Source organism: Sulfitobacter donghicola DSW-25 = KCTC 12864 = JCM 14565, from assembly GCF_000622405.1.
GTDB classification, from domain to species: Bacteria; Pseudomonadota; Alphaproteobacteria; order Rhodobacterales; family Rhodobacteraceae; genus Sulfitobacter; species Sulfitobacter donghicola.
Genome location: NZ_JASF01000005.1, coordinates 994870 through 1018149, shown reverse-complemented (window position 1 = coordinate 1018149; position 23280 = coordinate 994870). Strand labels below are relative to the sequence as shown.

The 23280-nt window shown below is 53.2% G+C and carries 16 protein-coding genes; 8 read left to right on the top strand and 8 right to left on the bottom strand.

The features are described 5' to 3' along the window. Positions 1 to 10: 10 nt before the first annotated feature. From ugpE to ugpB, 3 genes are all read right to left on the bottom strand, one after another. On the bottom strand, positions 11 to 862 hold the full coding sequence (gene ugpE, locus Z948_RS0105880; RefSeq protein WP_025058641.1) for a sn-glycerol-3-phosphate ABC transporter permease UgpE: 852 nt from the start codon (positions 860 to 862) through the stop codon (positions 11 to 13). Beyond that, positions 862 to 1743 carry a sn-glycerol-3-phosphate ABC transporter permease UgpA gene (gene ugpA / locus Z948_RS0105875; protein ID WP_025058640.1) on the bottom strand — a complete coding sequence of 294 codons (882 nt, stop codon included), beginning with the start codon at positions 1741 to 1743 and terminating at the stop codon, positions 862 to 864. The genes ugpE and ugpA overlap by 1 nt, the downstream gene beginning before the upstream one ends. A 113-nt stretch (positions 1744 to 1856) precedes the next feature. Then, the gene (gene ugpB / locus Z948_RS0105870) at positions 1857 to 3161 is read right to left on the bottom strand and encodes a sn-glycerol-3-phosphate ABC transporter substrate-binding protein UgpB (protein ID WP_025058639.1); all 1305 of its coding nucleotides are present in this window, start codon (positions 3159 to 3161) and stop codon (positions 1857 to 1859) included. Positions 3162 to 3344: 183 nt separating this feature from the next. On the opposite strand from ugpB, the gene Z948_RS17855 reads away from it, so the two are divergent. Then, a complete protein-coding gene (locus Z948_RS17855) occupies positions 3345 to 4241 on the top strand; it encodes a LysR substrate-binding domain-containing protein (RefSeq protein ID WP_037952093.1) in 897 nt (298 codons plus the stop codon). Between the two features lie 14 nt (positions 4242 to 4255). Here the strand turns inward: Z948_RS17855 and Z948_RS0105860 are convergent, their stop codons facing one another. After that, a complete protein-coding gene (locus Z948_RS0105860) occupies positions 4256 to 5878 on the bottom strand; it encodes a thiamine pyrophosphate-binding protein (protein WP_025058638.1) in 1623 nt (540 codons plus the stop codon). A gap of 191 nt (positions 5879 to 6069) precedes the next feature. Continuing rightward, positions 6070 to 8115 (bottom strand): NADH:flavin oxidoreductase, encoded by a 2046-nt coding sequence (locus tag Z948_RS0105855; RefSeq protein WP_025058637.1) that lies wholly within the window; start codon positions 8113 to 8115, stop codon positions 6070 to 6072. A 93-nt stretch (positions 8116 to 8208) separates the two neighbouring features. Between Z948_RS0105855 and Z948_RS0105850 the strand changes: the two genes are divergently transcribed. Further along, a complete protein-coding gene (locus tag Z948_RS0105850; protein ID WP_025058636.1) occupies positions 8209 to 8823 on the top strand; it encodes a TetR/AcrR family transcriptional regulator in 615 nt (204 codons plus the stop codon). A gap of 214 nt (positions 8824 to 9037) precedes the next feature. Beyond that, positions 9038 to 10681 (top strand): sulfatase-like hydrolase/transferase, encoded by a 1644-nt coding sequence (locus Z948_RS0105845; RefSeq protein ID WP_025058635.1) that lies wholly within the window; start codon positions 9038 to 9040, stop codon positions 10679 to 10681. A 130-nt stretch (positions 10682 to 10811) separates the two neighbouring features. Here Z948_RS0105845 and Z948_RS0105840 read toward each other — a convergent pair whose 3' ends face one another. From Z948_RS0105840 to Z948_RS0105830, 3 genes are all read right to left on the bottom strand, one after another. Further along, positions 10812 to 11243, bottom strand: coding sequence for a universal stress protein (locus tag Z948_RS0105840; RefSeq protein ID WP_025058634.1), 432 nt, complete (start codon positions 11241 to 11243; stop codon positions 10812 to 10814). After that, positions 11240 to 13846, bottom strand: a complete 2607-nt coding sequence (locus tag Z948_RS0105835; protein ID WP_025058633.1) for a TRAP transporter permease — start codon at positions 13844 to 13846, stop codon at positions 11240 to 11242. Before Z948_RS0105835 ends, Z948_RS0105840 begins: the two co-directional genes overlap by 4 nt. Before the next feature lie 94 nt (positions 13847 to 13940). Further along, positions 13941 to 14912, bottom strand: coding sequence for a TAXI family TRAP transporter solute-binding subunit (locus Z948_RS0105830; RefSeq protein ID WP_025058632.1), 972 nt, complete (start codon positions 14910 to 14912; stop codon positions 13941 to 13943). 672 nt (positions 14913 to 15584) lie between these two features. On the opposite strand from Z948_RS0105830, the gene Z948_RS0105825 reads away from it, so the two are divergent. From Z948_RS0105825 to Z948_RS17850, 5 genes are all read left to right on the top strand, one after another. Continuing rightward, the gene (locus Z948_RS0105825) at positions 15585 to 17525 is read left to right on the top strand and encodes a cache domain-containing protein (RefSeq protein WP_025058631.1); all 1941 of its coding nucleotides are present in this window, start codon (positions 15585 to 15587) and stop codon (positions 17523 to 17525) included. Positions 17526 to 17589: 64 nt separating this feature from the next. Continuing rightward, complete coding sequence (locus Z948_RS0105820; RefSeq protein ID WP_025058630.1) at positions 17590 to 18234, top strand: response regulator transcription factor; 645 nt, start codon at positions 17590 to 17592, stop codon at positions 18232 to 18234. Between the two features lie 107 nt (positions 18235 to 18341). Next, complete coding sequence (locus Z948_RS0105815) at positions 18342 to 19040, top strand: GntR family transcriptional regulator (protein WP_025058629.1); 699 nt, start codon at positions 18342 to 18344, stop codon at positions 19038 to 19040. 175 nt (positions 19041 to 19215) lie between these two features. After that, entirely contained in the window at positions 19216 to 20412 is a 1197-nt protein-coding gene (kynU, locus tag Z948_RS0105810; protein ID WP_025058628.1) for a kynureninase, read from the top strand. 301 nt (positions 20413 to 20713) lie between these two features. Next, the gene (locus Z948_RS17850; RefSeq protein WP_025058627.1) at positions 20714 to 23137 is read left to right on the top strand and encodes a Hint domain-containing protein; all 2424 of its coding nucleotides are present in this window, start codon (positions 20714 to 20716) and stop codon (positions 23135 to 23137) included. Positions 23138 to 23280 lie beyond the last annotated feature (143 nt).

The window sequence follows — 23280 nt, the reverse complement described above, 5'->3', positions numbered from 1 at the left end:
GGTTTCAGACCTATTTATCGGTTTCGGTCAGGCCTTGCACAAATAGCTTTTGCATGGCGATGACAACTAGGATGGGAGGAAGCATGGCAAGCAAGGCCGTCATCATAATGATGTTCCACTGGGGGGATTGCTCGGCTGCTTCCAGCATTTGTTTGATGGAGGCGACGATGGTGGTCATATCGCTATCAACGGTTATGAGCAGTGGCCAAAGGTATTGGTTCCAACCGAAGATAAACAAGATCACAAAAAGCGCGGCGATATTGGTGCGCGACAGCGGTAGCAGGATGTCCCAGAAAAACCGCATCGGGCCTGCACCATCTATCCGCGCGCTTTCCAGCATTTCGTCTGGCACTGTCAAAAAGACCTGCCGGAACATAAAGGTTGCGGTCGCAGACGCGATGAGCGGCACAGTCAGCCCCCAGTAGCTATTTAACAGACCAAGGTTCGCCACGACCTCAAAGGTAGGCAAAATGCGCACCTCAACAGGCAGCATCAGTGTTAGGAAAATCATCCAGAAAAAGCCCATGCGGAACGGGAATTTGAAATACACAATCGCAAAGGCCGACAGCAGAGAGATGATAATTTTCCCAGCGGCTATGGCCAAGGCCATGATGAGCGAATTCATCAGCATACGCCAAACCGGTGTGCTCTCTTGAGAGGATAGGCCGCTGCCAAACAGCGTGGTTTTGAAGTTCTCCCAGAAATACGATCCCGGCAACATGGGGATCGGGGCTTGGGTCATGCGGATCTCGTCGTGGCTGGCCGCAACCAGAGTGATCCAAACAGGCAGCGCGATCATGATCACGCCAAAGATCAGCACTGCGTGGGTCACGAATGCAAGGTAGGGGCGGTTCTCGACCATCAGTATTCAACCTTCTTTTCGACATAGCGGAATTGGACGACTGTCATAACAATCACGATGCCCATCAGCACAACAGATTGCGCAGCAGACCCACCGAGATCCAAGCCGACAAAGCCGTCATTATAGACCTTGTAAACAAGGATGGTGGTCGCATTTGCAGGGCCGCCTTGGGTTACGGCATGGATGATGCCGAAGGTGTCAAAGAAGGCGTAGACAATATTGATGACCAGCAAGAAAAACGTCGTCGGTGAGACAAGGGGCAGGGTGATCGTCCAGAACCGGCGCAGCGGGCTGGCGCCATCAATAGCGGCGGCCTCTACCACGGATTTGGGAATGGATTGCATCGCTGCGAGATAGAACAGGAAGTTATAAGCAACCTGTTTCCACGCGGCCGCACTCACCACCAGCCCCATGGCCTGCCCACCGTTCAGGTAGTGGTTCCAGTCGATGTTTACCTTTTCTAGCAGGAAAGGGAAAATACCCAGCGTCGGGTTGAACATAAACACCCATAAAGCACCTGCCAGAACGGGGGCAACGGCATAGGGCCAGATCAAAAGCGTTCGATAGGCGCCGGACCCCTTTATGACCCGCTCGGCAAAGCCGGCAAGGATCAGCGCGATAGACATGGATGAAACCGCAACAAGCGAAGAAAATACAGCAGTGCGCCAGAATGTCTGGCGGTAAACCTTATCCTCCATCAGGATTTCAAAATTCTCGAACCAGACGAATTCTTGGGACAGGCCAAAGGCATCCTCGATCAAAAAACTCTGGTATAGAGCCTGTCCAGCAGGCCACATGAAGAAAACCAGTGTTACGAGGATCTGCGGCGCAACCAGCAGAAACGGCAACAGGGTTTTTTGAAAATGCACGCGTTTCAGCATTTGGTATTCCAGCAGGTAGGGGTAGTGACGGTGAAAATAGGGGTCGTGAAGGTAAAAATGATGCTGTCTCCGGCGGGCGGAGACAGCACTGATTTACCTCGAAGGCGTTCTGATTATTTTGCTGAACGTTCGAATTTACGCAGAAGGTCGTTGCCGCGTGATGCCGCATCGTCCAAACCTTCTTTGGCGGTTTTTGACCCCGCCCAGATGGCTTCCATCTCTTCGTTGATCACATCGCGCACCTGCACAAAGTTACCAAAACGAACACCGCGCGAGTTTGGCGTAGGTGTGTTCAGGCTCAGCTGTTTGATCGCTGTGTCTGTGCCTGGGTTCTTGTCATAGAAACCTTGCTCTTTGGACAGCTCATAGGCCGCTGTTGTGATCGGCACATAGCCGGTCTCTTGGTGCCACCATGCCTGAACCTCGGGGGAGGAGAGATAGGTCATAAACTTGGCAACACCTTTGTACTCTTCGTCCTCGTGACCGGCCAGGGCCCACAATGTGGCACCACCGATGATCGAGTTCTGAGGCGCGTCCGCAACTGCCGTATCAAGGGGCAGCATTGTCTGGGCAAAGTCGAACTTGGCCTGTGACGTCATTGAGCCGTAGTAAGCAGAGGAGTTCATCCACATGCCGCATTCACCGTTTGTGAACATGGGCAAGCTGTCGCCACGACGGCCTGCATAAACAAATGAGCTGTCAGCGGACATGGCTGCAACATCAGCTAGGCGGGCTGCAACTTGGTCGTTGTTGAACGTAAATTCGGTGTCAAAACCGGAAAATCCGTTTTCTTTGGTGCCCATCGGGATGTCATGCCACGCCGAGAAGTTCTCAAGCATAACCCAAGACTGCCAGCCAAAGGAAAGGCCGCATTTCATGCCATTTCCAACCAAGGCTTTGGAGACGGACTTTACTTCGTCCCACGTTTTTGGAGCCTCAACGCCAGCCGCTTTCAAAGCGTCGGCATTATACCACAAAACAGGGGTCGAGCTGTTGAACGGCATCGAAAGCAGTTCACCTTCGGGGGTCTGGTAATATGAGATTACAGCCGGAAGGTAGTCGGATTTATCAAACGGTTCGCCTGCGTCTTTCATCAGGGTTTCCATTGGGTAAACGGCGCCTTTGGCTGCCATCATTGTGGCGGTGCCAACTTCGAAAACCTGAACGATGTGGGGATGTTCATTTGCACGGAAACCTGCGATCGCGGCTGTCATGGTTTCAGTGTAGTTGCCTTTGTAGACGGGCACGATTTTATAATCGGACTGCGAGGCGTTAAAGTCGCCGGCAATCTTGTCTACGCGCTCACCATTGGCGCCACCCATTGCGTGCCACCACTGGACTTCAACTTCAGCGTAAGCAGCTGTGGAGAGAGAGATCGCGCTTGCCGCGATCGCTCCGGAAAGGATCGTATATTTCATTTTAGGCCTCCCAAGGCGTGTTTATGCACCGTCGGTAGAGACGATGAATGTAACAGTGCTGTGAAAATTAGATCATGTGCGCTTAGCTAAGCGCAATTTTTTTTCGTATGAATATAACACTATGTTATGAGGTTTTTTCTTGCTATTCCTCGTCGGAGCAAAGGTAAAGAATGGGTTAACTAATTGAAATTTAAGTTAAGACAACTCGAAGCATTTCATGCATTTGCTCAAACAGGCTCCATTACGCGCGTAGCAAAGGCACTAAAAATATCACAACCTGCTGCAAGCCGGTTGCTTTCGGATTTTTCAAAAAGTCTGGATTTTGATTTGTTCAAGCGGGAAGGCGGGCGAATGGTGCTCACCACCGAATCAAAACATATGTTGCCAGAGGTCACCCGCCTTTTTGAAAGCTTGCATCACCTCGAAGATCTTCAGCAGAATCTTTCGAACCAAACAGCGGGCCACATCCGTATTGCTTGCCTTCCTGGCTTTGCGACCAGTCATTTGCCCACAGTTCTGGCGCAGTTTCTAAATAAGCGGCCCGATGTTTCGGTCACGCTAGAGCCAGATAGACCTGAGCGAATACTAGAGTGGATCATCGGCCAGCAATATGATTGCGGCATTACGGATGGGTTCACCGAACACCCGCTGATCCAGTCAACCGATCTGTCGATCAAGTCTGTTTGCATTTTGCCTGAAAGGCATCCGCTGAAAACAAAAAGCGTGATCACACCAGAAGATCTGGCGAAGGAAAAGATGGTTCACACCCGCCGCGATAGCCGCTTTTTTGGCCGCCTCTCGCGGGCTTTTTCAAAGTCGGGTGTGACGTTGAAGACGTGGATAGAGGTGCGCCAGTTTACCACCGCCTGTGAGATCATTCAGCAGGGCAATGGTGCCGCAGTCATCAGCGCCTTGGACGCCGAAAAATACCGAGGCAAAGGCATCATCATCCGCCCTTTTGCCCCCGAGATAAATCACCGACTTTCCCTGCTGCTACCCACAGCAGGGGCGTCTTCCAAACTGGCTCAGGACTTCTTTGATCACTTCAAAGAAAGCCTTGCGCCGTTTGTTGTGCGTTAGGTTGAAACTGTGGCTTAGATCCGCATGCGTGGCACATCGTGCGGGTCGAGGCGAAGCTCGATCAGGAAGGGGCCTTTGCGGTTGTTCATGGCTTTGAACGCGCTTTCCAGCTCGTCGTCTGAGCGCACCTCAACGCCTTCGCCGCCCAATGCGATTGCGGTTTGCGCAAATGAAGGCCAGTGGAACTCGGTGAGGCTTGGGTCCATTTTGCGGTCGATGAACTGAATATGTTCTGCGCCGTAAGCAGAGTCATTTGCGATAATGACAATCAGGTCCAAACCCAATCGAACGGCTGTATTGAATTCATTGATGCCGCCCATCATAAATCCGCCATCACCGCTAAACAAAACGACGGGGCGATCTGGTGCTGCCACGCCTGCGCCAATCGCTTCTTGCAGGCCAAGGCCGATGGCGCCAAAGTTCACCGTCCCAACAAAGCTTTGGGGGTTCGGTGCCGATATGCGGCACCAGACTTCGGTCATAAAGCGGCCGCCGTCGGTGACGACGATGCGGTCATCGGGTAGCGCCGTTTCCAGCCGTTCCAGAGAATGGACATAGTTGATGTAGCCTTCACCGGATTTGTTATCGCCAGCAGGATGAGCGGTAAGGATTTCTATGTCCAATTCACGGGTAAAGCCGCTTGCCGGAATTTCGGCTTCATTGAGCCAGTACAGGATCGTTTCCGCCGTCAGGCCCGCATCCGCAACCAAGGCCGCATCGGGGTGAAGCCCGCCGCCAATCGCCGTGGGCTCAACGTCGATCTGAACGATACGTTTATCCTTCATCAGCTTGCCGCGGTCGGTTGTGAAATCATGCAGCGCGGTGCCAAAGCAGACGATGCAATCTGACTGGGCGATCAGCTCATATGCGGCTGGCGTTGAAAGCGTGCCAAAGATGTCGATGTTATAGGGGTGGCCTTTGAACAGGTCTTTTGCCTTTAGCGTTGTGGCTAAAGGGGCCTCTAGGCGATCTGCCAATTTGATAAGCTGCTCACGCGCGGTAACCGCGCCACCACCAGCAAGGATCAAGGGGCGGCGCGCAGAGGCGATCATGCCGATGGCTTTATCCAGAATGTCGCCTTCGGCCACGCCACCAGGGGCGCTGAAAACATCAAGGATTTGCTTTTGATGGGTGACTTCCTCCCACATGAAATCAGCGGGCATGTTTAAAACGATCGGACGCCGTTCGACCTGAGCGCGATAAAAAGCACGGGCAATGTCCATGCAAACTGTGGCAGGTGTTCGCAGTTGCTCAAACCCTGCGCCTGTCACTTTAACCAATTCGCGTTGGTCGATGCTTTGTAGGTGGCGTGGGTTTTCGGCTGGTGTGTCACCTGCCAGAACGACCAAAGGAACATGGCCTCGTGCTGCTTCGGTAAGGGCGGTCATGCAGTTGCTTAGGGCTGGTCCATGGGTGACAGTGGCCACGCCAACTTTGCCAGACACATGAGCATAGGCAATAGCCATCAAGATAGAGCTGCCCTCATGAGCGGCAGGTACGAAACGCCCCCCCCAATCGCGGACAAAGCTATCCACCATAAATAGGTTCGCATCCCCCATCAGGCCGAACATTGTATCGGTGCCGTGTTCTTGGGTGGCGCGGGCGATGGATTGGTAAACGTGGATCGTGTCGGTCATGTGTGGGCCTCTTTTTGTCGTTAGGCCCGTGATACACTATTGAAGATGGGGAAAGTCCGCATTTTTCAATGCTTTCTTAAGTTCAGTGCGGATTTTTCCCGAAAATCTGCTTGAAGGTGCGTGAATATTTCAATTGCTTGGTTTTTGGCGCGCAGATCGGTCCCTTCGTTACTCATTGTCTGCTGCGCATTTTATATGTCCTTCACCAGCCGCAGCGCGTCATAAATTGCGGCGTGGGTATTGCGCGCAGAGACGGCATCGCCAATCCGGAACAGCTGAAAACTGCCGGTAGCGTTGGGGGCCTCGGTTTGCGGATGGCCTTCGATCAAAGCGTCATAATCGACAGCGCCCAGATTGGAGGACAACGGTTTGAGATCAAAATACAGATCATCCAAGGGCAAGGTGCCGTAGTTCACCACGACTTGGTCGACCTCTACGTCATAGCTGTGATCGCTATAATCGGTTCCAATTGTCGCGACCAGTTTGTTGCCCCGTGGCGTCACCGCCAGCATCCGCCGCGCAACGGTAAACGTGACGTCTTTGTCCTGAAGCGAGCGCATATAGGGAACCAAATTCATCGCCATGACTTCGGGTGAGAATGTTCTGTCGGGTGTCATGATTTCGACAGAGCTGCCCGCGTTCGCGGCAACTTCCGCAGCCTGCAATGCTGGGTGATCGCCGCTTTCGTCATAAATCAGCAAGCTGCCAGCAGGTTTTACATCACCGGAAATGATATCCCATGCCGAGATTGCGTTCCCTTGTTCCTGACCTTGTTCAAACAATTCCATGTTTGGAAGCCCGCCAGTCGCGACAATAACCACGTCAGGGTCCAGTGCGGTAACATCGCTTGCCTCGGCCCATGTGTTAAAGTGAAAGGTGACGTCTCGGGCTGCGCATTGTGACATCCGCCATTCGATGATCCCGATCATTTCGCGGCGCCGCGCAGATTGCGCGGTTAGTCGTACTTGGCCACCTGCTTCGGGGGCGGCTTCGAAAACGGTCACGTCATGGCCGCGCTGGGCGGCGACCCGCGCCGCTTCCAATCCAGCAGGGCCTGCCCCTATGATCACGACTTTTTTGGGGGTCGCAGCCTTGCTGATCGTATGCGGCATCGTCAGTTCCCGACCTGTCGCCGCATTGTGGATACAAAGAGCATCTCCGGCCTGATAAATGCGATCAAGGCAATAGGTGGCACCAACGCAAGGGCGAATGTCATCCTCGCGCCCTTCCATGATTTTGCGCACAATATGAGGATCAGCCATATGCGCGCGCGTCATGCCAACCATATCAAGCAGACCAGCCTGCACCGCATGGCGCGCGGTCGCGACGTCGGGAATACGGGCGGCGTGGAATGTTGGCATGCCTGTCGCCTTGCGGACTTCTCCTGCAAAATCCAGATGGGGGGCTGATTTCATGCCCTGAACGGGGATCAGATCGGTCATTGCGGGGTCCGTGTGGATGCGCCCTTTGATCACATTCAGGAAATTAATTTGCCCTGTTTCAGCAATCCGCTTGGAAATCTCCAAACCCTCTTCTGGCGTGATCCCGCCTTTTTGGGCTTCATCCGCTGTATAGCGCAACCCGACAATAAATTCATCACCGACACGTTTACGAATGGCTGCCACTACATCCATAGGAAACCGCATCCGGTTTTCCAGCGTATCAGCGCCATAGGGGCCTGTCAGATCGTTGGTCAAGGGCGACCAAAGCTGATCAAGCAGGTGGCCATAAACCTGCAGCTCAATCCCGTCCATTCCACCTGATTGCATCCGTTCCGCTGCATCCGCAAAATCATTAATGATGCGGGCGATATCCCAATCCTCTAACAGTTTGGGAAACGCGCGGTGGGCCGGTTCGCGGTGTTTGGATGAGGAAACAGAGGGCAGCCAATCGCCCTTGTTCCAATTGGTTCTCCGACCCAGATGGGTAAGCTGTATCATGACCGCGCAGCCGTGCTCATGCACGGCGTCGGTTAGGTTTTGGACCCATGGCACGACCTCGTCCTTATAGGCGAGGATATTGTTAAAGACTGGCGGGCTGTCACGGCTGACAGCGGCCGAACCTGCCGTCATGGCAAGGGCAACACCCGCTTTGGCGCGTTCGGCATGATAGGCGGCATAGCGTTCTTTTGGCATGCCGTCTTGGGGGTAGGCGGGTTCGTGGCTGGTTGTCATGATCCGGTTGCGCAGTGTCAAATGCTTGAGTTGATAGGGCTGGAGTAGGGGATCATTGGACATGGCGGGTTCCTTGCGCGGCTGGGGTCCTGACAGGTATGTCAGGTCAGTTTTTCCAGAATTGACACACCTGTCAAGTCATCTAGAAATGCTCTGATGAAAAATACAGCTGTTCCTAAAAACCGAGCAACCCGCGAGACATGGATTGAGGCGGCTTATTCAATTGTCGTGAAGGATGGTTTTGACGCGCTCAAAATTATGCCTCTGGCCAAGAGTTTAAACCTGACGCGCACCGGATTTTACTGGCACTTCAAAAACCTGACCGAGCTACAGAATGCGATCATTGAAATTTGGCAAACCCGAAATACAGGTATTATCGTTGAGCGCTGTAACACACCGTCAGCCAGCCTATGTGCTGGGTTATTCAATCTGATCGACTGCTGGATTGATCGCGACCTTTTTGACGCGCCCCTTGATCTGGCTGTGCGGAATTGGGCGCGTAGTGATCAGCAGCTACAGGGTATGGTGGATCAGGCGGACGAAACGAGGCTTTTGGCGGTGAAGGCGTTGTTTGAACGTTTTGGGCGGACCGGCGATGTCGCGCATTATCGCGCGCTGACCGTGATCCTGACCCAAACAGGATATTATTCAATGCACGTATCCGAGCCCCGCCTACAAAGGGCAATTGCAGGTTGCGAGTATGCCGAGATTTTTGCAGGCGAACGACCAACCCAAGCGGAAAAAGAAGCGTTTTTAGATCGTTATCGGTGACCGAGTTTGCTTCTCAGGCGATTTGTCAGCGGGCGTTGCCCTTGTTTTTACCATACGAGGCCGAATTGCGTTTGGGGCAAGCGGGGGGCATTGTGAAACAGCCTACCTAGTGAAGCATTCTCAGGCATTGTAAGCTGAACCCCAATCTATTGCTTTTCGGGAATCGAGAGAAACAAATGAAGCACCAGCCCTATAATTTTTCGGTGACCACGAAATGAACATCCTTTTTATTATGTATGACCAACTGAGGTTCGATTACCTGAGCTGTGCGGGTCATCCGCACCTTCATACCCCGAATTTCGATCGTGTTGCCCAAATGGGCGTGCGGTTTACCAACGCCTATGTGCAATCGCCTATCTGCGGCGCTTCACGGATGAGCTTTTATACAGGGCGCTATACCTCCTCGCATGGTGCCCAGTGGAACGGCTTTCCGCTGAGGGTTGGTGAGCAAACCATCGGCGATCACCTGCGCCGCGAAGGTATGGATTGCTGGCTTTTGGGCAAAACCCATATGAAAGCAGACGCCGAAGGCATGGCGCGGTTAGGTCTTAGCGCAGACAGCCAGATTGGTGCGCGCCAAGCCGAGTGTGGATTTGATTCATGGATTCGTGACGACGGGTTATGGGGGCAGGGGCCAGATGGGTTCTATGACGAAAAACGCTCACCCTATAATGAATACCTGAAATCCAAAGGCTACCCATCAGAAAACCCATGGGCCGATTTCGCAAATGCGGGGATCGACGACGAGGGCGATATCGCCTCGGGGTGGATGTTCCGTAATGCGGATAAGGCGGCGAATATCCGCGAAGAAGATAGCGAAACGCCTTGGCTGACGCAAAAGACAATCGAATTTATGGAGCAAGCCAAAGGGCCGTGGTGTGCCCATGTTAGTTTCATCAAACCGCATTGGCCCTATATTGTACCAGCGCCCTATCACGCGATGTATGGCCCAAACCACGTCCCCCAAGCCGTGCGAAACGATGTTGAACGCGACGATCCGCATCCGGTTTTTGGGGCCTATATGGGCAACAAGATTGCTCAGGCGTTTCAACAAGACGAAGTGCGCCAAAAGGTGATCCCTGCGTATATGGGGCTGATCAAACAATGTGACGACCAGTTGGGCGTCCTGCTGGATCATCTGGAGGAAACCGGTCGGATGGATGACACGATGATCGTGCTTACCTCGGATCACGGCGACTACCTTGGTGATCACTGGTTGGGTGAAAAGGATTTGTTCCACGAGCCATCGGTAAAAATTCCGATGATCATTTATGATCCCAGAGCCGAAGCAAACCCAACACGCGGAACAACCTGTGATGCGTTGGTCGAATCCATCGACCTTGCCGCCACATTCGTCGAAACGGCGGGCGGGAAAGTGCCCGATCACATCATCGAAGGGCGGTCTTTGTTACCTTGGTTGCGGGGTGAAACACCGGAATGGCGCGAATTTGCAATCAGCGAATTCGATTATTCTTCCACCCCTCAATGCGTAAAGCTGGGGCTGGAACCGCGTGATGCGCGGCTGTTTATGGTCTTTGACGGTCGTTTCAAACTGATGCATGCCGAAGGCGGTTTCCGCCCCATGTTGTTTGATCTGCAAGAAGACCCCGAAGAGTTCCACGATCTTGCAAAAGGTGACCAACACCAAGCCGAGATTGACCGCTTATATGGATATTTGGCGCAATGGGGGCGGCGATTGGCACAGCGGGTTACGAAATCCGACGATGACATCAAAGCATCGCGCGGAGGCTCTATGCGCCGTGGCATCCTGCCATTCCTTGTCGATGGATCGGAGGTTCCAGAAGAATTGACCGAAAAATATCGCGGTCCTTCGCCGAAAAATTACGTAGACGAATGATGTCGGCGGTATGGTGCAGGTCGCAAGCGCAGCTTTGCGTCTCTCATCATCCCACTGAACAAAAACGCCCCGCCCGTGGATATCTCCAAAACGGGCGGGGCGTGAAATTTACGAGGCTATGACTGGCGCATCAGCGCACGACATAGACTGAACATTTAGCATGTCGCACAACACGCGCCGCGTTCGGGCCTAGCAGGTAATCCGCTAAATCCGCCTTATGCGCGCCGACCACGATCAGCCCTGCGTTTGTCTTGTCGGCTAGCTTCAGAACCTCCTCATAGGCGCGGCCTGTTGCGATCACATGGCGAACCTTTTCGTTTTGTGATGCATCCAGTGCTTTGGTGACCAGCGCGTTGAGGTGTTCTTTGGCTTCAGTAACCATCGTGTCGTGGTGGTCTTTGTTGAAAAAGTTGCCCACCTGACTGATCCCGAAATCCGGCACAACAGCAATCACATCCAGTTGCGCCCCGTCCAATCCCGCCATCTGAGCCGCGGCCTGAATGGTGTTGATGTCGTCGTCGCCATTGCTAACGTCTACGGCGCATAAAACTGACTTGCTCATGCTGGTTCTCCTTTTCGTGACATGCGAGCGCGTTGGAGGAAGGCGATTAAGCCCAAGAACAACAGGGCCGGAATAAAGACCAACTCTTGGGCCATTTGTTTGGCGGGTGCATTGACCGAAGCGATCTGCACAGGTTCGTCGGCGTAAAAGTCAAAGCTGCCTAAGGAGGTCCCGAAAGGGGATCCAAAGGAGGGCTCATCCATTTTCACGATGCCGTCTTCTTCCAGCAAAAGCAGACCCGAGGCGGCAAGGCGTTCATCACCAGAGCCGGCGCTGATTGGCAGAACCAAGGTGGTCTGTTTGATGTCGCCCGTATCAAAGTCGGGGCCAGAGACAACCAAACGCATCTCGTCACCCTCGGTCGCGTCCCCTAGCGCCTGAACAAAGGCGGTTGGTTCAACCTGCTGGAACGGAGGCTGGATGCGATCCATGACAAAATCGGGACGGAAGAGAACAAAGGCGACCAAGATCAAACCGATGCTTTCATAGATACGGCTTTTCGTGAGGAACCACCCCATCGTCCCTGCCGTAAAGGCAAGGATCGCAATAGAGGCGGTGATAAACACCACGATCCCTTGTAACCACGTCACGTCGATCAGCAACAAATCTGTGTTGAAGATGAACACAAACGGCAGGGCAACGGTACGCAGGCTATAGAAGAAGGCCACGAAACCTGTCTTGATCGCGTCACCGCCCGATACCGCAGCCGCAGCAAAACTGGCGAGGCCAACAGGCGGCGTCACATCGGCCATAATGCCAAAGTAGAACACAAAGAGGTGCACGGCGATAAGTGGCACAATCAAACCAGATTGCGCGCCCAGTTCAACCACAACACCAGCCATCAGCGAGGAGACCACGATATAGTTCGCGGTCGTTGGCAGGCCCATGCCCAAAACAAGGGACAGCAAGCCGACCATCACAAGCATCAGGATCAGGTTGCCGCCAGAAAGGAACTCAACCAGATCTGCCATAACTTGGCCAACACCAGTCAAGGTGACAGTGCCCACGATCACACCAGCCGTGGCCGTCGCAAGGCCAATGCCGATCATGTTCCGCGCTCCGTCGATAAGACCTTGGATCAGGTCTGCTACACCCTGTGTTATGGCGTTCGCCATATCGCTTTCACCGCGAAAGATCGCTTTCAGCGGGCGCTGGGTAAGAAGGATCACAAACAGCAGCATGGTTGCCCAGAAGGCCGAAAGGCCAGGGGATTTCTGCTCGATCATCAAGAAGTAAACCAGAACGATAATCGGCAGAAGATAGTAGAGGCCGGATTTGTAGATTTCGCCCACAACAGGAAGCTCAACCTCGGCTGCGTTTGGATCATCTGGTTCTAGGTCAGGAACACTGGCCGCCATCCACAAGAGGGCAACATAGGCTGCGAAAATGACCAAGGACATCACCAAGGCAGATGCGCCCGGAACCGCGGCAACGATCCAGCCGACAGGGTATTGGACGCCATAGCAAAGGGCCGCAAAGCCAACAAAGAACGCGGCCATGCCACCGATGGTTTTACCCATCGACACAACGCGGTTGCCCAGTGTCGGCATGTTGTTCTTCACCGCTTCGAGGTGAACGATATATACCAGCGCGATGTAAGAGATCGTCGCAGGCAAGAAGGCGTGCGTAATCACTTCGACATAAGAGATGCCGACATATTCAACCATCAAGAACGCCGCAGCACCCATAACCGGAGGCATAATTTGCCCGTTCACGGATGAGGCAACCTCAACAGCGCCCGCTTTTTCCGAGGAAAAGCCAACGCGCTTCATCAAGGGAATGGTAAATGTCCCCGTTGTCACAACGTTAGCAATGGATGAGCCAGAGATCAGCCCAGTTGCCGCCGAACCAACAACAGCAGCCTTTGCAGGGCCACCTTTAAGGTGGCCAAGGGCGCCAAAGGCCATCTTGATGAAATAGTTGCCAGCACCCGCTTTATCGAGCAGGGCACCAAACAAAACAAAGAGGAAAACAAACTTGGTGGAAACACCCAAGGCAATCCCAAAGACGCCTTCGGATGTGATCCACATGTGGCTCATAGCTTTCTTCAGGGATGCGCCTTTCCAGCGGATCACATCAGGTACCCATTCGGAAGAACCAAAGAATACATAAGCCAAGAACACCGTGGCGATAATTGCCATTGCTGGACCTAGGGCGCGGCGTGCACCCTCAAATAGGATCAAAAGACCCGCCAGCGCGAACCATTTGTCGAGGTCGTCGGCAAGACCGCCGGCATCGACAATTTTCTGATAAAAGATGTAGCCGTAAAGGGCCGTAAAAACGCCAAACAAGCCAAGAAACCAGTCCTGAATAGGGATATAATGGCGGGGGCTAGATTTCATCGCCGGATAGGCCATGAACGCAAGGAAAATAGCAAACGCCAAGTGAACTTGGCGCGAGTTGTTAATAATGTCGCCTGGTAGAATGTAATTTGCGAGAGGGGATGCAAGAAGGACCTGAAATAAGGACCAAACAACAGCAACCACAGCCAATAATGTGCCAACGCCACCAGCGGGATTTCGGGCACCAGCATCGGAAGATGCTACAAGATCCTGTAGTTCTTCTTCGCTTAATGCGCGGTTTTCGGATGAGTTATCAGCCATTTTTAAAATCCCCTGAGTTACAGCTTAAGCTGCTTTTTATGGTGTTGATCGCAAAGGAAGAGCGCAAAGCGCTCTTCCCTGAAAAGGTAGATGATCAGTCGATCAGGCCCTTTTCTTTGTAGTACTTCGCCGCACCAGGGTGCAGCGGAGCCGACAAACCTGCAGTTGCCATCTCCTTGGGGTCGAGATTTGCAAATGCAGGATGAAGCTTTTTGAAGTCTTCGATGTTTTCCATGACAGAAGACACAACTGCGTAAACAGCCTCTTCGGAAACATCAGCGGAGGTTACGAAAGTTGCACCAACACCAAATGTAGCGGTGTCGCTGTCGTTGCCACGGTACATGCCGCCCGGGATCGTCGCCGTGCGGTAGAACGAGTTGTCGTCGACAAGGCCAGTCACCGCGTCGCCGTCAACCGTTACCAGAACCGAGTCACACGCTGTTGTTGCTTCTTGGATGGAACCGGAAGGGTGGCCAACGGTGTAAACCATCGCGTCGATCTGGTTATCGCAAAGCGCGGCTGACTGCTCAGCTGCTTTTAGCTCGGTTGCCAAGGCAAAGTCATCTGTTGTCATGCCTTTTGCTTCCAGCAGAACTTCCATTGTGCCGCGTTGACCGGAACCGGGGTTGCCGATGTTTACGCGTTTGCCTTTGAGATCGTCAAAGGTGGAAATGCCCGCGTCTGCGCGTGCAACAACGGTGAAGGGCTCTGGGTGTACTGAGAACACGGCGCGCAGGCCTTCGAATTTGCCAGCGTCTTCGAATTTGGAGGTGCCGTTATATGCGTGGTACTGCCAGTCGGACTGTGCAACGCCGAACTCCAGCTCGCCTTCGCGGATGGTGTTGATGTTGTAAACCGAACCGCCTGTGGATTCGACCGAGCAGCGGATGCCGTGGTCTTTGCGGCCTTTGTTCACCAGACGGCAGATCGCACCACCGGTTGGATAATAAACGCCTGTGACGCCACCAGTGCCGATTGTGATGAACTCTTCGGCCATTGCCGCAGGTGCGCTAACCGCAAGCGAAAGAGCAGCGGCGGCAGCCAGAGTGAATTTGTTTTGTGACATTTGTGTCTCCCATTTGGTGTCTTGATTTTGGCTCATGGGCATTTCGCCTTGGAACGGGACAGTTCCATTCAGCGAACGCACATGAGCCGTAGATCAGAATATCTTGGCGATATGGGGTCAAAGCGTCTCAGTCAGAGGGGGACCTGTCTATGCGCGTTACTACCTATGACGGGGTAAAAGGGGATGTGATGCGTCAGAATTTTGACCCTGTGGAACGCTTCCTGAATCCCTGATTTTACAGGGAAAAGCCGAGGGTTGTTCCCCGTTTCTCAAGGGTACTCGTTGGCTTTTTGAACGCGGTAATAAACGATTAACAAATAGGCTGACCGAGCCGTTTTACAGGGCGGAAGTTGCGGTCTTCATGCTTTTTGCACGTGCTTTTCATCTGGCGATCGCTGCGATTCGAGTCAAAAGGAGTGCTGTTAAATAACCTTTCAGAAACGAGATCGAGCGCCAGAGGATAAGCCGATCAGCGATCCCACGTCGTTTATAAGGCGATAACGGGGCGCCGTTGTCGGGGGGTTGAACTGCTATTGGATGGGCGGCACAGTGGCGGGCTAGGCAGGGTGATCGGAGCAAAAATCCCGAGCGCCGGCAAACAGCTTTTGAAATGGGGAGGTTTCATTTGTTCGGCTTCGATAGAAGGGCCGCCAGCACACGGCGGTACACGGCATGAAGTTTTCCCTGAGTTTCATTCTCGCGGTGAGTTTGGCTGGCCTCCAGTTTTTGGTGATCGGTATCGTTCTTTCAACGTCCTATCTGTCCTCAGAGAAGGCGATGCTGCATCACGCCCGCGATCTCCTTGAAAAAGCGGGCGCAAATGCTAGCGAACATACCAGCGGGTTCCTAAAACCAGCCAGCGAAAGCGCCGAACTTGCCAAGCGGGTTTTTGAAAGCGGGATCATTGACAAGGATGATTTTGAACAGCTCGAGGCGTTCTTGTTTCAAGTTCTGCAAAACCAATCCCAGATATCGGGCATCTATTATGGGGATGAGGCAGGCAACTTTACTTATGTGATGCGCGATGATGGGGCCGGACCATTCCGCAGCAAGTTTATTCGCGCGCAAGATGATTTGCCCGGTGCTGATTTTTCTTGGCGAAAGGCCGATTATTCCATTGTAGAGACTGCTACAGACCCTGCCGATACTTTTGATCCGCGAGGCAGGCCTTGGTATAAAACCGTAAAAGAACAGCGTTCAACAATCTGGACCGACCCCTATATTTTCTTTTCCTCGCGCCAGCCAGGAACGACGGTTGCTGTTCCCGTCGAGGTCGATGGCGTTTTGTCAGGGGTTGTCGGGGTTGATATCGAGATCTCGGAAATATCAAGTTTTCTGTCCCAGTTGGACCTCAGTGAAAACGCCTCTGCGCTGATCCTAGATGAAGGCGGCAAGGTCGTCGCGCACCCGAACATGGCCGAAATCATCGACACCGAAACAGGCGCGCCCTTGCGCCTGAGAGAGATCGGCGAAATTGGGGACCCGATTTCGCAGGCCGCATTTGCGCGGTTGGGCGCGGCCGAGGTTTTGCAGATCGGAGAGGAAACGCAATCCGAATTCGAATACGAAAAAGACAAATACGTCTCGCTGCTAAAACCGCTGAGTAGCATTGGGTTGCCTTGGACAATCGCCGTCTTCGCGCCCGAAACAGATTTCACGCAAGTCATCAAAGACAACCGCACCCGCAATCTGTGGATCGCTGCGATCATTTCATGTATCGCGGCCCTTGTCGGTTTTGCCTTGGCCGAGCTGATCCTCAGGCCGGTACGGGTTTTCGCGGTGCGAACGGCACTGGTTTCTCAGGGGGAGGTGCCAGATACCGAAGCACTTCCAGCGACTTATCGTGAGCTAGAAAAGGCGAATGAGACCTTGATCGATCAAATCGCCCAGAGGCGACAGGCGGATGCGCGCATCATTGATCTAAACCGCGACCTTTCTCACTTTTCTAGGGTGAACCTGATGGGGCAAATGGCGACGGGTTTAGCCCATGAGCTAAGCCAGCCACTGACCGCGATTTCCCAGAATGTGGATGCTGCGATTTCTACAGCTAGGCAAGACGAGAACCCAAATGAGGATCTGTTAAACATCTTGAACGAACTGGATGATCAGGCTCATAGAGGCGGCGATATTCTCAGCGCGTTGCGGGGATTTATCCGCAAGGATCAAGGCCAGATGGCTCCCTTTGATGTGAACGAGTTGGTCAAACAAACAGAAAGCTTGCTGCTTCACGAAGCTTTCGTGCAAGGGGTCACCTTGCGTTTCGAGGTTGACCAGATGCCTCAAGTTGTGGGGAACAGGATTCAAATTGCGCAGGTGTTAACGAATTTGGTCCGCAACGCGCTCGAGGCGATCAGCTCTGCGGATAGCCCAAAGAAAGAGATTTCGGTGACCGCCGAAAGAATGCAGAACCAGATCGAGATTTGGGTAAAGGACACCGGCCCCGGTATCGCCCCAGACGTGACGCTGTTTAAGCAGTTTGAGACCAGCAAAAAGGACGGCATGGGGCTGGGGCTTTCGATTTCCAGAACGCTGGCCGAGGCAAATGGTGGGCGCCTTTGGTGCGACACAAGTTCTACACATGGTGCCAGTTTTTGTTTGTCTCTTCCCATCTGATGTATAATCTCAGCGGCGTCGCGTGTATTAGGCGCATCGACACAGATTAGAGTAAGGGCCTGATTTGACACTCACAAACTATGAAACCTCGACTGTTTTTCTTGTCGACGATGATGACCGCATTCGGGCAAGCCTTGCGCGCGCCTTGGATAAACGCGGGTTTCAGGTTGAGAGTTATCCGTCCGCTGAAACCTTTCTTGACGCGTTTGACCCAAAGCGGCCTGGCTGTCTTGTGTTGGATTACGGGATGCCGGGGTTGAATGGTTTAGACCTTCAAAAGCACTTGGCAGGGATGAACGCTTTTGTTCCGATTATCTTTATTTCCGGACAGGGCGGCGTGCCCGAGTCTGTTCAGGCGATGAAGGCGGGAGCCGTGGATTTTCTGGAAAAACCGTTTCGTCAAAGCGAACTGCTTGCCTGTATCCAGACCGCTTTCGAAAACGATTTAGCGGCGCGTAATGCAGAAGAGGTAACCAAAACTGCCCGCAAGAGGTTTGATCTGCTCACGGCGCGCGAAAAGGAAGTCGCGATATTTATCATCAAACACCCCTCTACGACCTCCAGCAAAGAGGTCGGTCGGCAATTGGAAATTAGCCCCCGTACCGTAGACCACCACCGCGCACGGATTCTTGAAAAAATGGCGATTGGATCAATTGCCGAGCTCATCGACCTATCCGGCTCTGCGGCTTTGCTATCTGGTGATCCCTAGCGGCGACAACTTTGAAGCCCGCCCAGGGGGCACCGCGTTGTCAGTACTGGGCGGATTATGTACGATACTTGGATCTGTATGTAATTTCCAAATTGGGAAGGTCGCGAATGACCCCTAAATCCGATCAGGCCTATGAATACCTGCGCAGGCGGATATTGGATGGCAGCATTCCCCCCGACGCCCCGTTGAGGATTCAAACGCTTGGCCAAGAGAGCAGTTTTGGTAGTACGCCCGTTCGCGAAGCCCTACGCCGGTTGGAGGCCGAAAGTCTGGTGGTGTCGGCCATCAATCGTGGTTTCCGTTCCGCGCCGATTTCTATTGAGGAAATTCGTGATCTTGAAAACGCCCGCCTCGTTATTGAAACCGCCTTATTGCGCGAGTCGATCCAGCAAGGGGGCGATCAATGGGAAAGCGGGATTGTGGCCTCGCATTACCAACTGTCAAAGCTCGACCTGCCAATAGATACACAGCAGCTGGCCCTGCAGGATAAATGGGCAGAAAAGCACCAGTGCTTTCACGAGGCGCTGATCACGGGGGCCAATTCAAAATGGTTATCAGCCTTTCAAAGGCAAATAACGGAACAGCTAGATCGCATATTACGGTTTACCCTAGGTGACGGATTGGTTGCGTTGCTGGAGGAAAATCAGGATTTGAAAGATCTGCTGCGGCAATCTTTGCGGCTCGAACACCACACGTTTTTGATGCAAGCGACCCTTGACCGAGATGAGAAATCGGCAACGGCATTGCTCGAAGAGCATTTTCAATTCGCTTCTCGTTTCTTTAGCGAAGTCTTTTCGGCGAAATAGGAAAGTTGCGGGTCACTATATTTGTGGTTTCAAAGATTGATTGGAAATCAAAATCGTATATGATTTGAGCAATTGTATTGAGATATTGTCTATATCGATGATGAAATGCGCCCTTCCTCGCGAACAAAAATAACTGGTGATGCGTCGCCATTCCTGAAAACCCAAAGAGGCCCCTATGACCGATTTCACCAAAACCCGCGCAATGTTCGATATCCCCGAGGGGATGATTTATCTGAACGGCAACTCCTTAGGCCCGATGCCCAAAGCGGCGCCCGACGCGATGATGGGCTTTTTGAACGATGAATGGCGCACAGAGCTGATTAAGGGGTGGAATACCAAAAACTGGTTCATGCAAACCAACACGTTAGGGGATCGCATTGGCCGGTTGATCGGGGCTGGGGCAGGTACCACTGTTGTTGGGGATACCCTTTCGATCAAAGTGTTTCAGGCGGTTGCTTCTGGTCTGGCTCTGGTTCCTGATCGCAAGGTGATCCTGTCTGACAACGGGAATTTCCCGACAGACCTTTACATGGTTGAGGGCCTGATGAACCTCAAAGACGCAGGCTATGAGCTGCGCATCCCCGATCCAGAAGATGTGCTGGCTGGGATCAACGACGACGTTGCCGTTGTAATGGTGACAGAGGTGGATTACCGCACAGGCCGCAAACATGACATGAAAGCGATCATCGACAAAGCACATGCGCATGGTGCTGTTGTTGTTTGGGATCTGGCGCATTCGGCGGGTGCGATCCCTGTTGATGTTACCGGCACTGATGCCGATTTTGCGGTTGGGTGTACCTATAAGTTCCTGAATGCTGGCCCCGGCGCGCCGGCCTTTATTTATGTGGCGCCGCGGCTCATTGACGTTGTGCAGCCCGCCCTCTCTGGTTGGTTCGCACATGAGGCACCGTTTGCCTTTGATACAGATTTTCGCCCGATGCCAGGCAAGATCGAGCGGATGCGGATCGGCACCCCTTCAATTGCGTCTTTCTCGTTGCTTTCAGCGGCTTTGGACGTTTGGGATGATGTCGATATGAATGACCTACGTGCGCGTTCGATCGAACTGGCCGAGCTGTTTATCCGCGAGGTTGAGGCGCGCTGCCCTGGTGTGGTTTTGGCGGGGCCCCGTGATCCGCATGAGCGGGGCAGCCATGTCTCGTTTCGGTTTGAGCACGGTTACCCCTGTATGCAAGCCCTGATCGCCGCTGGCGTCATCGGCGATTTCCGCGCGCCAGACATCATGCGATTTGGGATCACACCCTTGTTCATTGATGAAAACGACATTCTTAAAGCAGCCGAAACGCTTGCTGAAATCCTGAAGAAGGAAATCTGGAAAGAAGAGCGTTTCCAAGTACGCTCAAAGGTGACCTGAAGCCTGTGACGCACGCGGGGCAATCTGCGTAGGCGGTACGTCGAAAAGGATAGAACTTTCGCCGCTAATTCCTGCTGGGATACGGCGGCGGAAGAAAACAAAACTGTGCCTACCCTAGAAAGCCAATGGCCGTTTGGCCCTAGACCTGTCTGAATATTGTTTCTGCGCAGCTTGTGCAGTGGCCCCGTCAAAAGCGGGTGCGGCCATATATACCTCATATTTACTTGAAGTGGTTACTTCCTCGATCAGCAACTTTTCACGTTGATGACAGCGTAGAGTTGCAATTGCTCGCGGAGGGAATATGGCAGTCCAGACAATCGAAGCATTTTTTCTCGGGGTCCTGACGGATCTGGATACCGATGACAGCAATTACCTATCGGAAAACGCAGGCGCGCTGGTCGGCCAAACCTTTGGTGGCTCTGGTACCCCACTGCATGAGAATATCCAAAGCCTAAACCTTGAAGATGCAGATAACGATGGTGTTGTTTGGGCAAATGACAGCGGTACAACTGGTGAGAACCTTGAGTATCAGGGCGTAGCCGCGGTTTTAGATTCTGCCCAAAGCTATTACGCCACTTTGACCTATAGTGACGGTACCACGGCCCCAGCCCATTTAGTGATTGTTCAAGATGTGACAGGCCGCACATTCCTGACGTCTTGGAATAGCGGTAACGCCGACAATGCTCCGCTGGGCGCTAAGCCGATTGAATCGATTCAAATTACTTCTGTTGGCATCGATACCGCAGCGGGTTTGCGGGATGATTTGGTCGAAGACGCCTTCCTAGACGGGACCGTCGAAGGAACCTCTGGTGATGACGACATTGGCGAAAGCTATACCGATGCTGATGGCACCCAGATGAATGCCTATGGCGGTGATGACACTGTATTTGGCGGAGACGGTGCGGATACGATTTCGGCTGGCGGCGGGGACGATGCCATCGACGGGGGGAATGACGCGGATGTCATTTCGGGCGGTGATGGTCAGGACACGATCTCGGGTGGTTCTGGGGATGATGTGATCCTTGGCGGTGTTGGTGCCGACTCTCTGGATGGGGGGGACGATGCAGACAGGTTCATCCTTGAAGACAACTTTGGAAACGACACGATCATCGGTGGCGAAGGCGGTACCGATATCGACACAATCGATCTAAGTGCGTTGACCGGTCAGGTGACCGTGTCATTCACGGGTGTCGATCAGGGCATCATCAGCAACAGCGGCGGCTTTGCCAACTTTTCCCAGATCGAGCAGTTCATTCTACCGAATGGAGAAACGGTCGCTTCGGGCACTGCCGGTGATGTCATCACGGTGGGGGATGCTGGTTCAAACGGGATCGGCGGCGGTAATGGCGATGACACATTGTCTGGTGGTGATGGCAATGATGGCATCGGGGGCGGCGACGGCAATGACCTGATCTATGGTGATGGTGGCGATGACGGGATCGGTGGTGGTGGTGGCGATGATCTGATCTTTGGTGGCGCGGGTGACGATGGCATCGGCGGCGATGCGGGCAATGACACGATCTATGCAGGCGATGGAAATGATGGGTTTGGTGGCGGCGACGGCAACGACCTGCTTTTTGGTGGCGACGGCAACGACGGCATTGGGGGGGATGCAGGGAATGACACACTCGATGGTGGCGCGGGCAATGACAATATGGGAGGGGGCACCGGCGATGATTCCCTTTTTGGTGGTTCTGGCAATGACAATATTGGTGGCGATAGCGGCGATGATACTGTTGATGGCGGCACTGGTGACGATGTCATCGCAGGGGGAACAGGCAATGATCTCCTCGTAGGGGGCAGCGGTAACGATGTCTTTGAATATGAGGTCGGGGACGGCAGTGATACGATCGCCGATTTCAACACAGGAAACTCTGGCACGTTGGATGACGGGGATTCCACCAATAATGACTCTATTGATCTGTCAGGGTTCTACGATAGTATCTTTGAGCTGCATGCGGATCAGGCGGATGATGGCGTCCTTAACCAATCCAATACAACCGGCCCCGATGCCGTTGATTATAGTAACAACGATCAGTTCGGGCTGGGCGAGGGCCTTACGTTTATCGGCGCTTCTGCCGATAGTTCCAGCTTCACTTTCGAGAACACTGGTGTTGTTTGCTTTACTTCTGGTACCGCCATTTGCACCCCGCGGGGGGAAGTCCTGATCGACGATATTAGGGTTGGTGATCTGGTCATTACTATGGACAATGGCCCTCAGCGGGTGGTGTGGATCGGACACCGGCATGTAACGCAGCCAGAGCTTTTGCAGAATGAAAACCTGTTTCCGGTGCTCATAAAAAAGGGCGCTATGGGCGCCAACCGAAATCTGCTTGTGTCGCGCCAACACGGCATGCTTTTGGGGCAGGATAATCTTGGACGCGCAGCGCATCTACTAGATGCAATCCCACACGTCCGGATCGCGCGGGGTAAACGGCAGGTGACCTATATTCACCTCATGTTCGAAGCCCATCAAATCATCTTTGCCGAGGGAATACCGAGCGAAAGCTTTTACCCTGGGCCGAGGGCGCTAGAGACATTGGGGCGGGCCGCCCGAGAAGAATTGATGAGTAGTTTTCCTCGGCTCAGGACGGCTGTTCGATGTGAAGATGTTATTTCAGTTTATGGGCCAACAGCCCGCAGCATTTCGGAAAACAAGAAGATGGTTCGCAGTTGGCTGAGCGACATTCGGGCGCCGGTACATGAATATCCATTGCTGACATAACGCGTTGAGCCAAAGCCTGCTTAATCGTTTTTCATCCCGTCAAAAGGACGTTTGGTTGAATGCCAAAGCTCCAATTGGCATTTATCGAACGTCGTAGAGCTGATCAGATGCCGTCGACATGCATTGGGCTTCCTCTCCAAAAA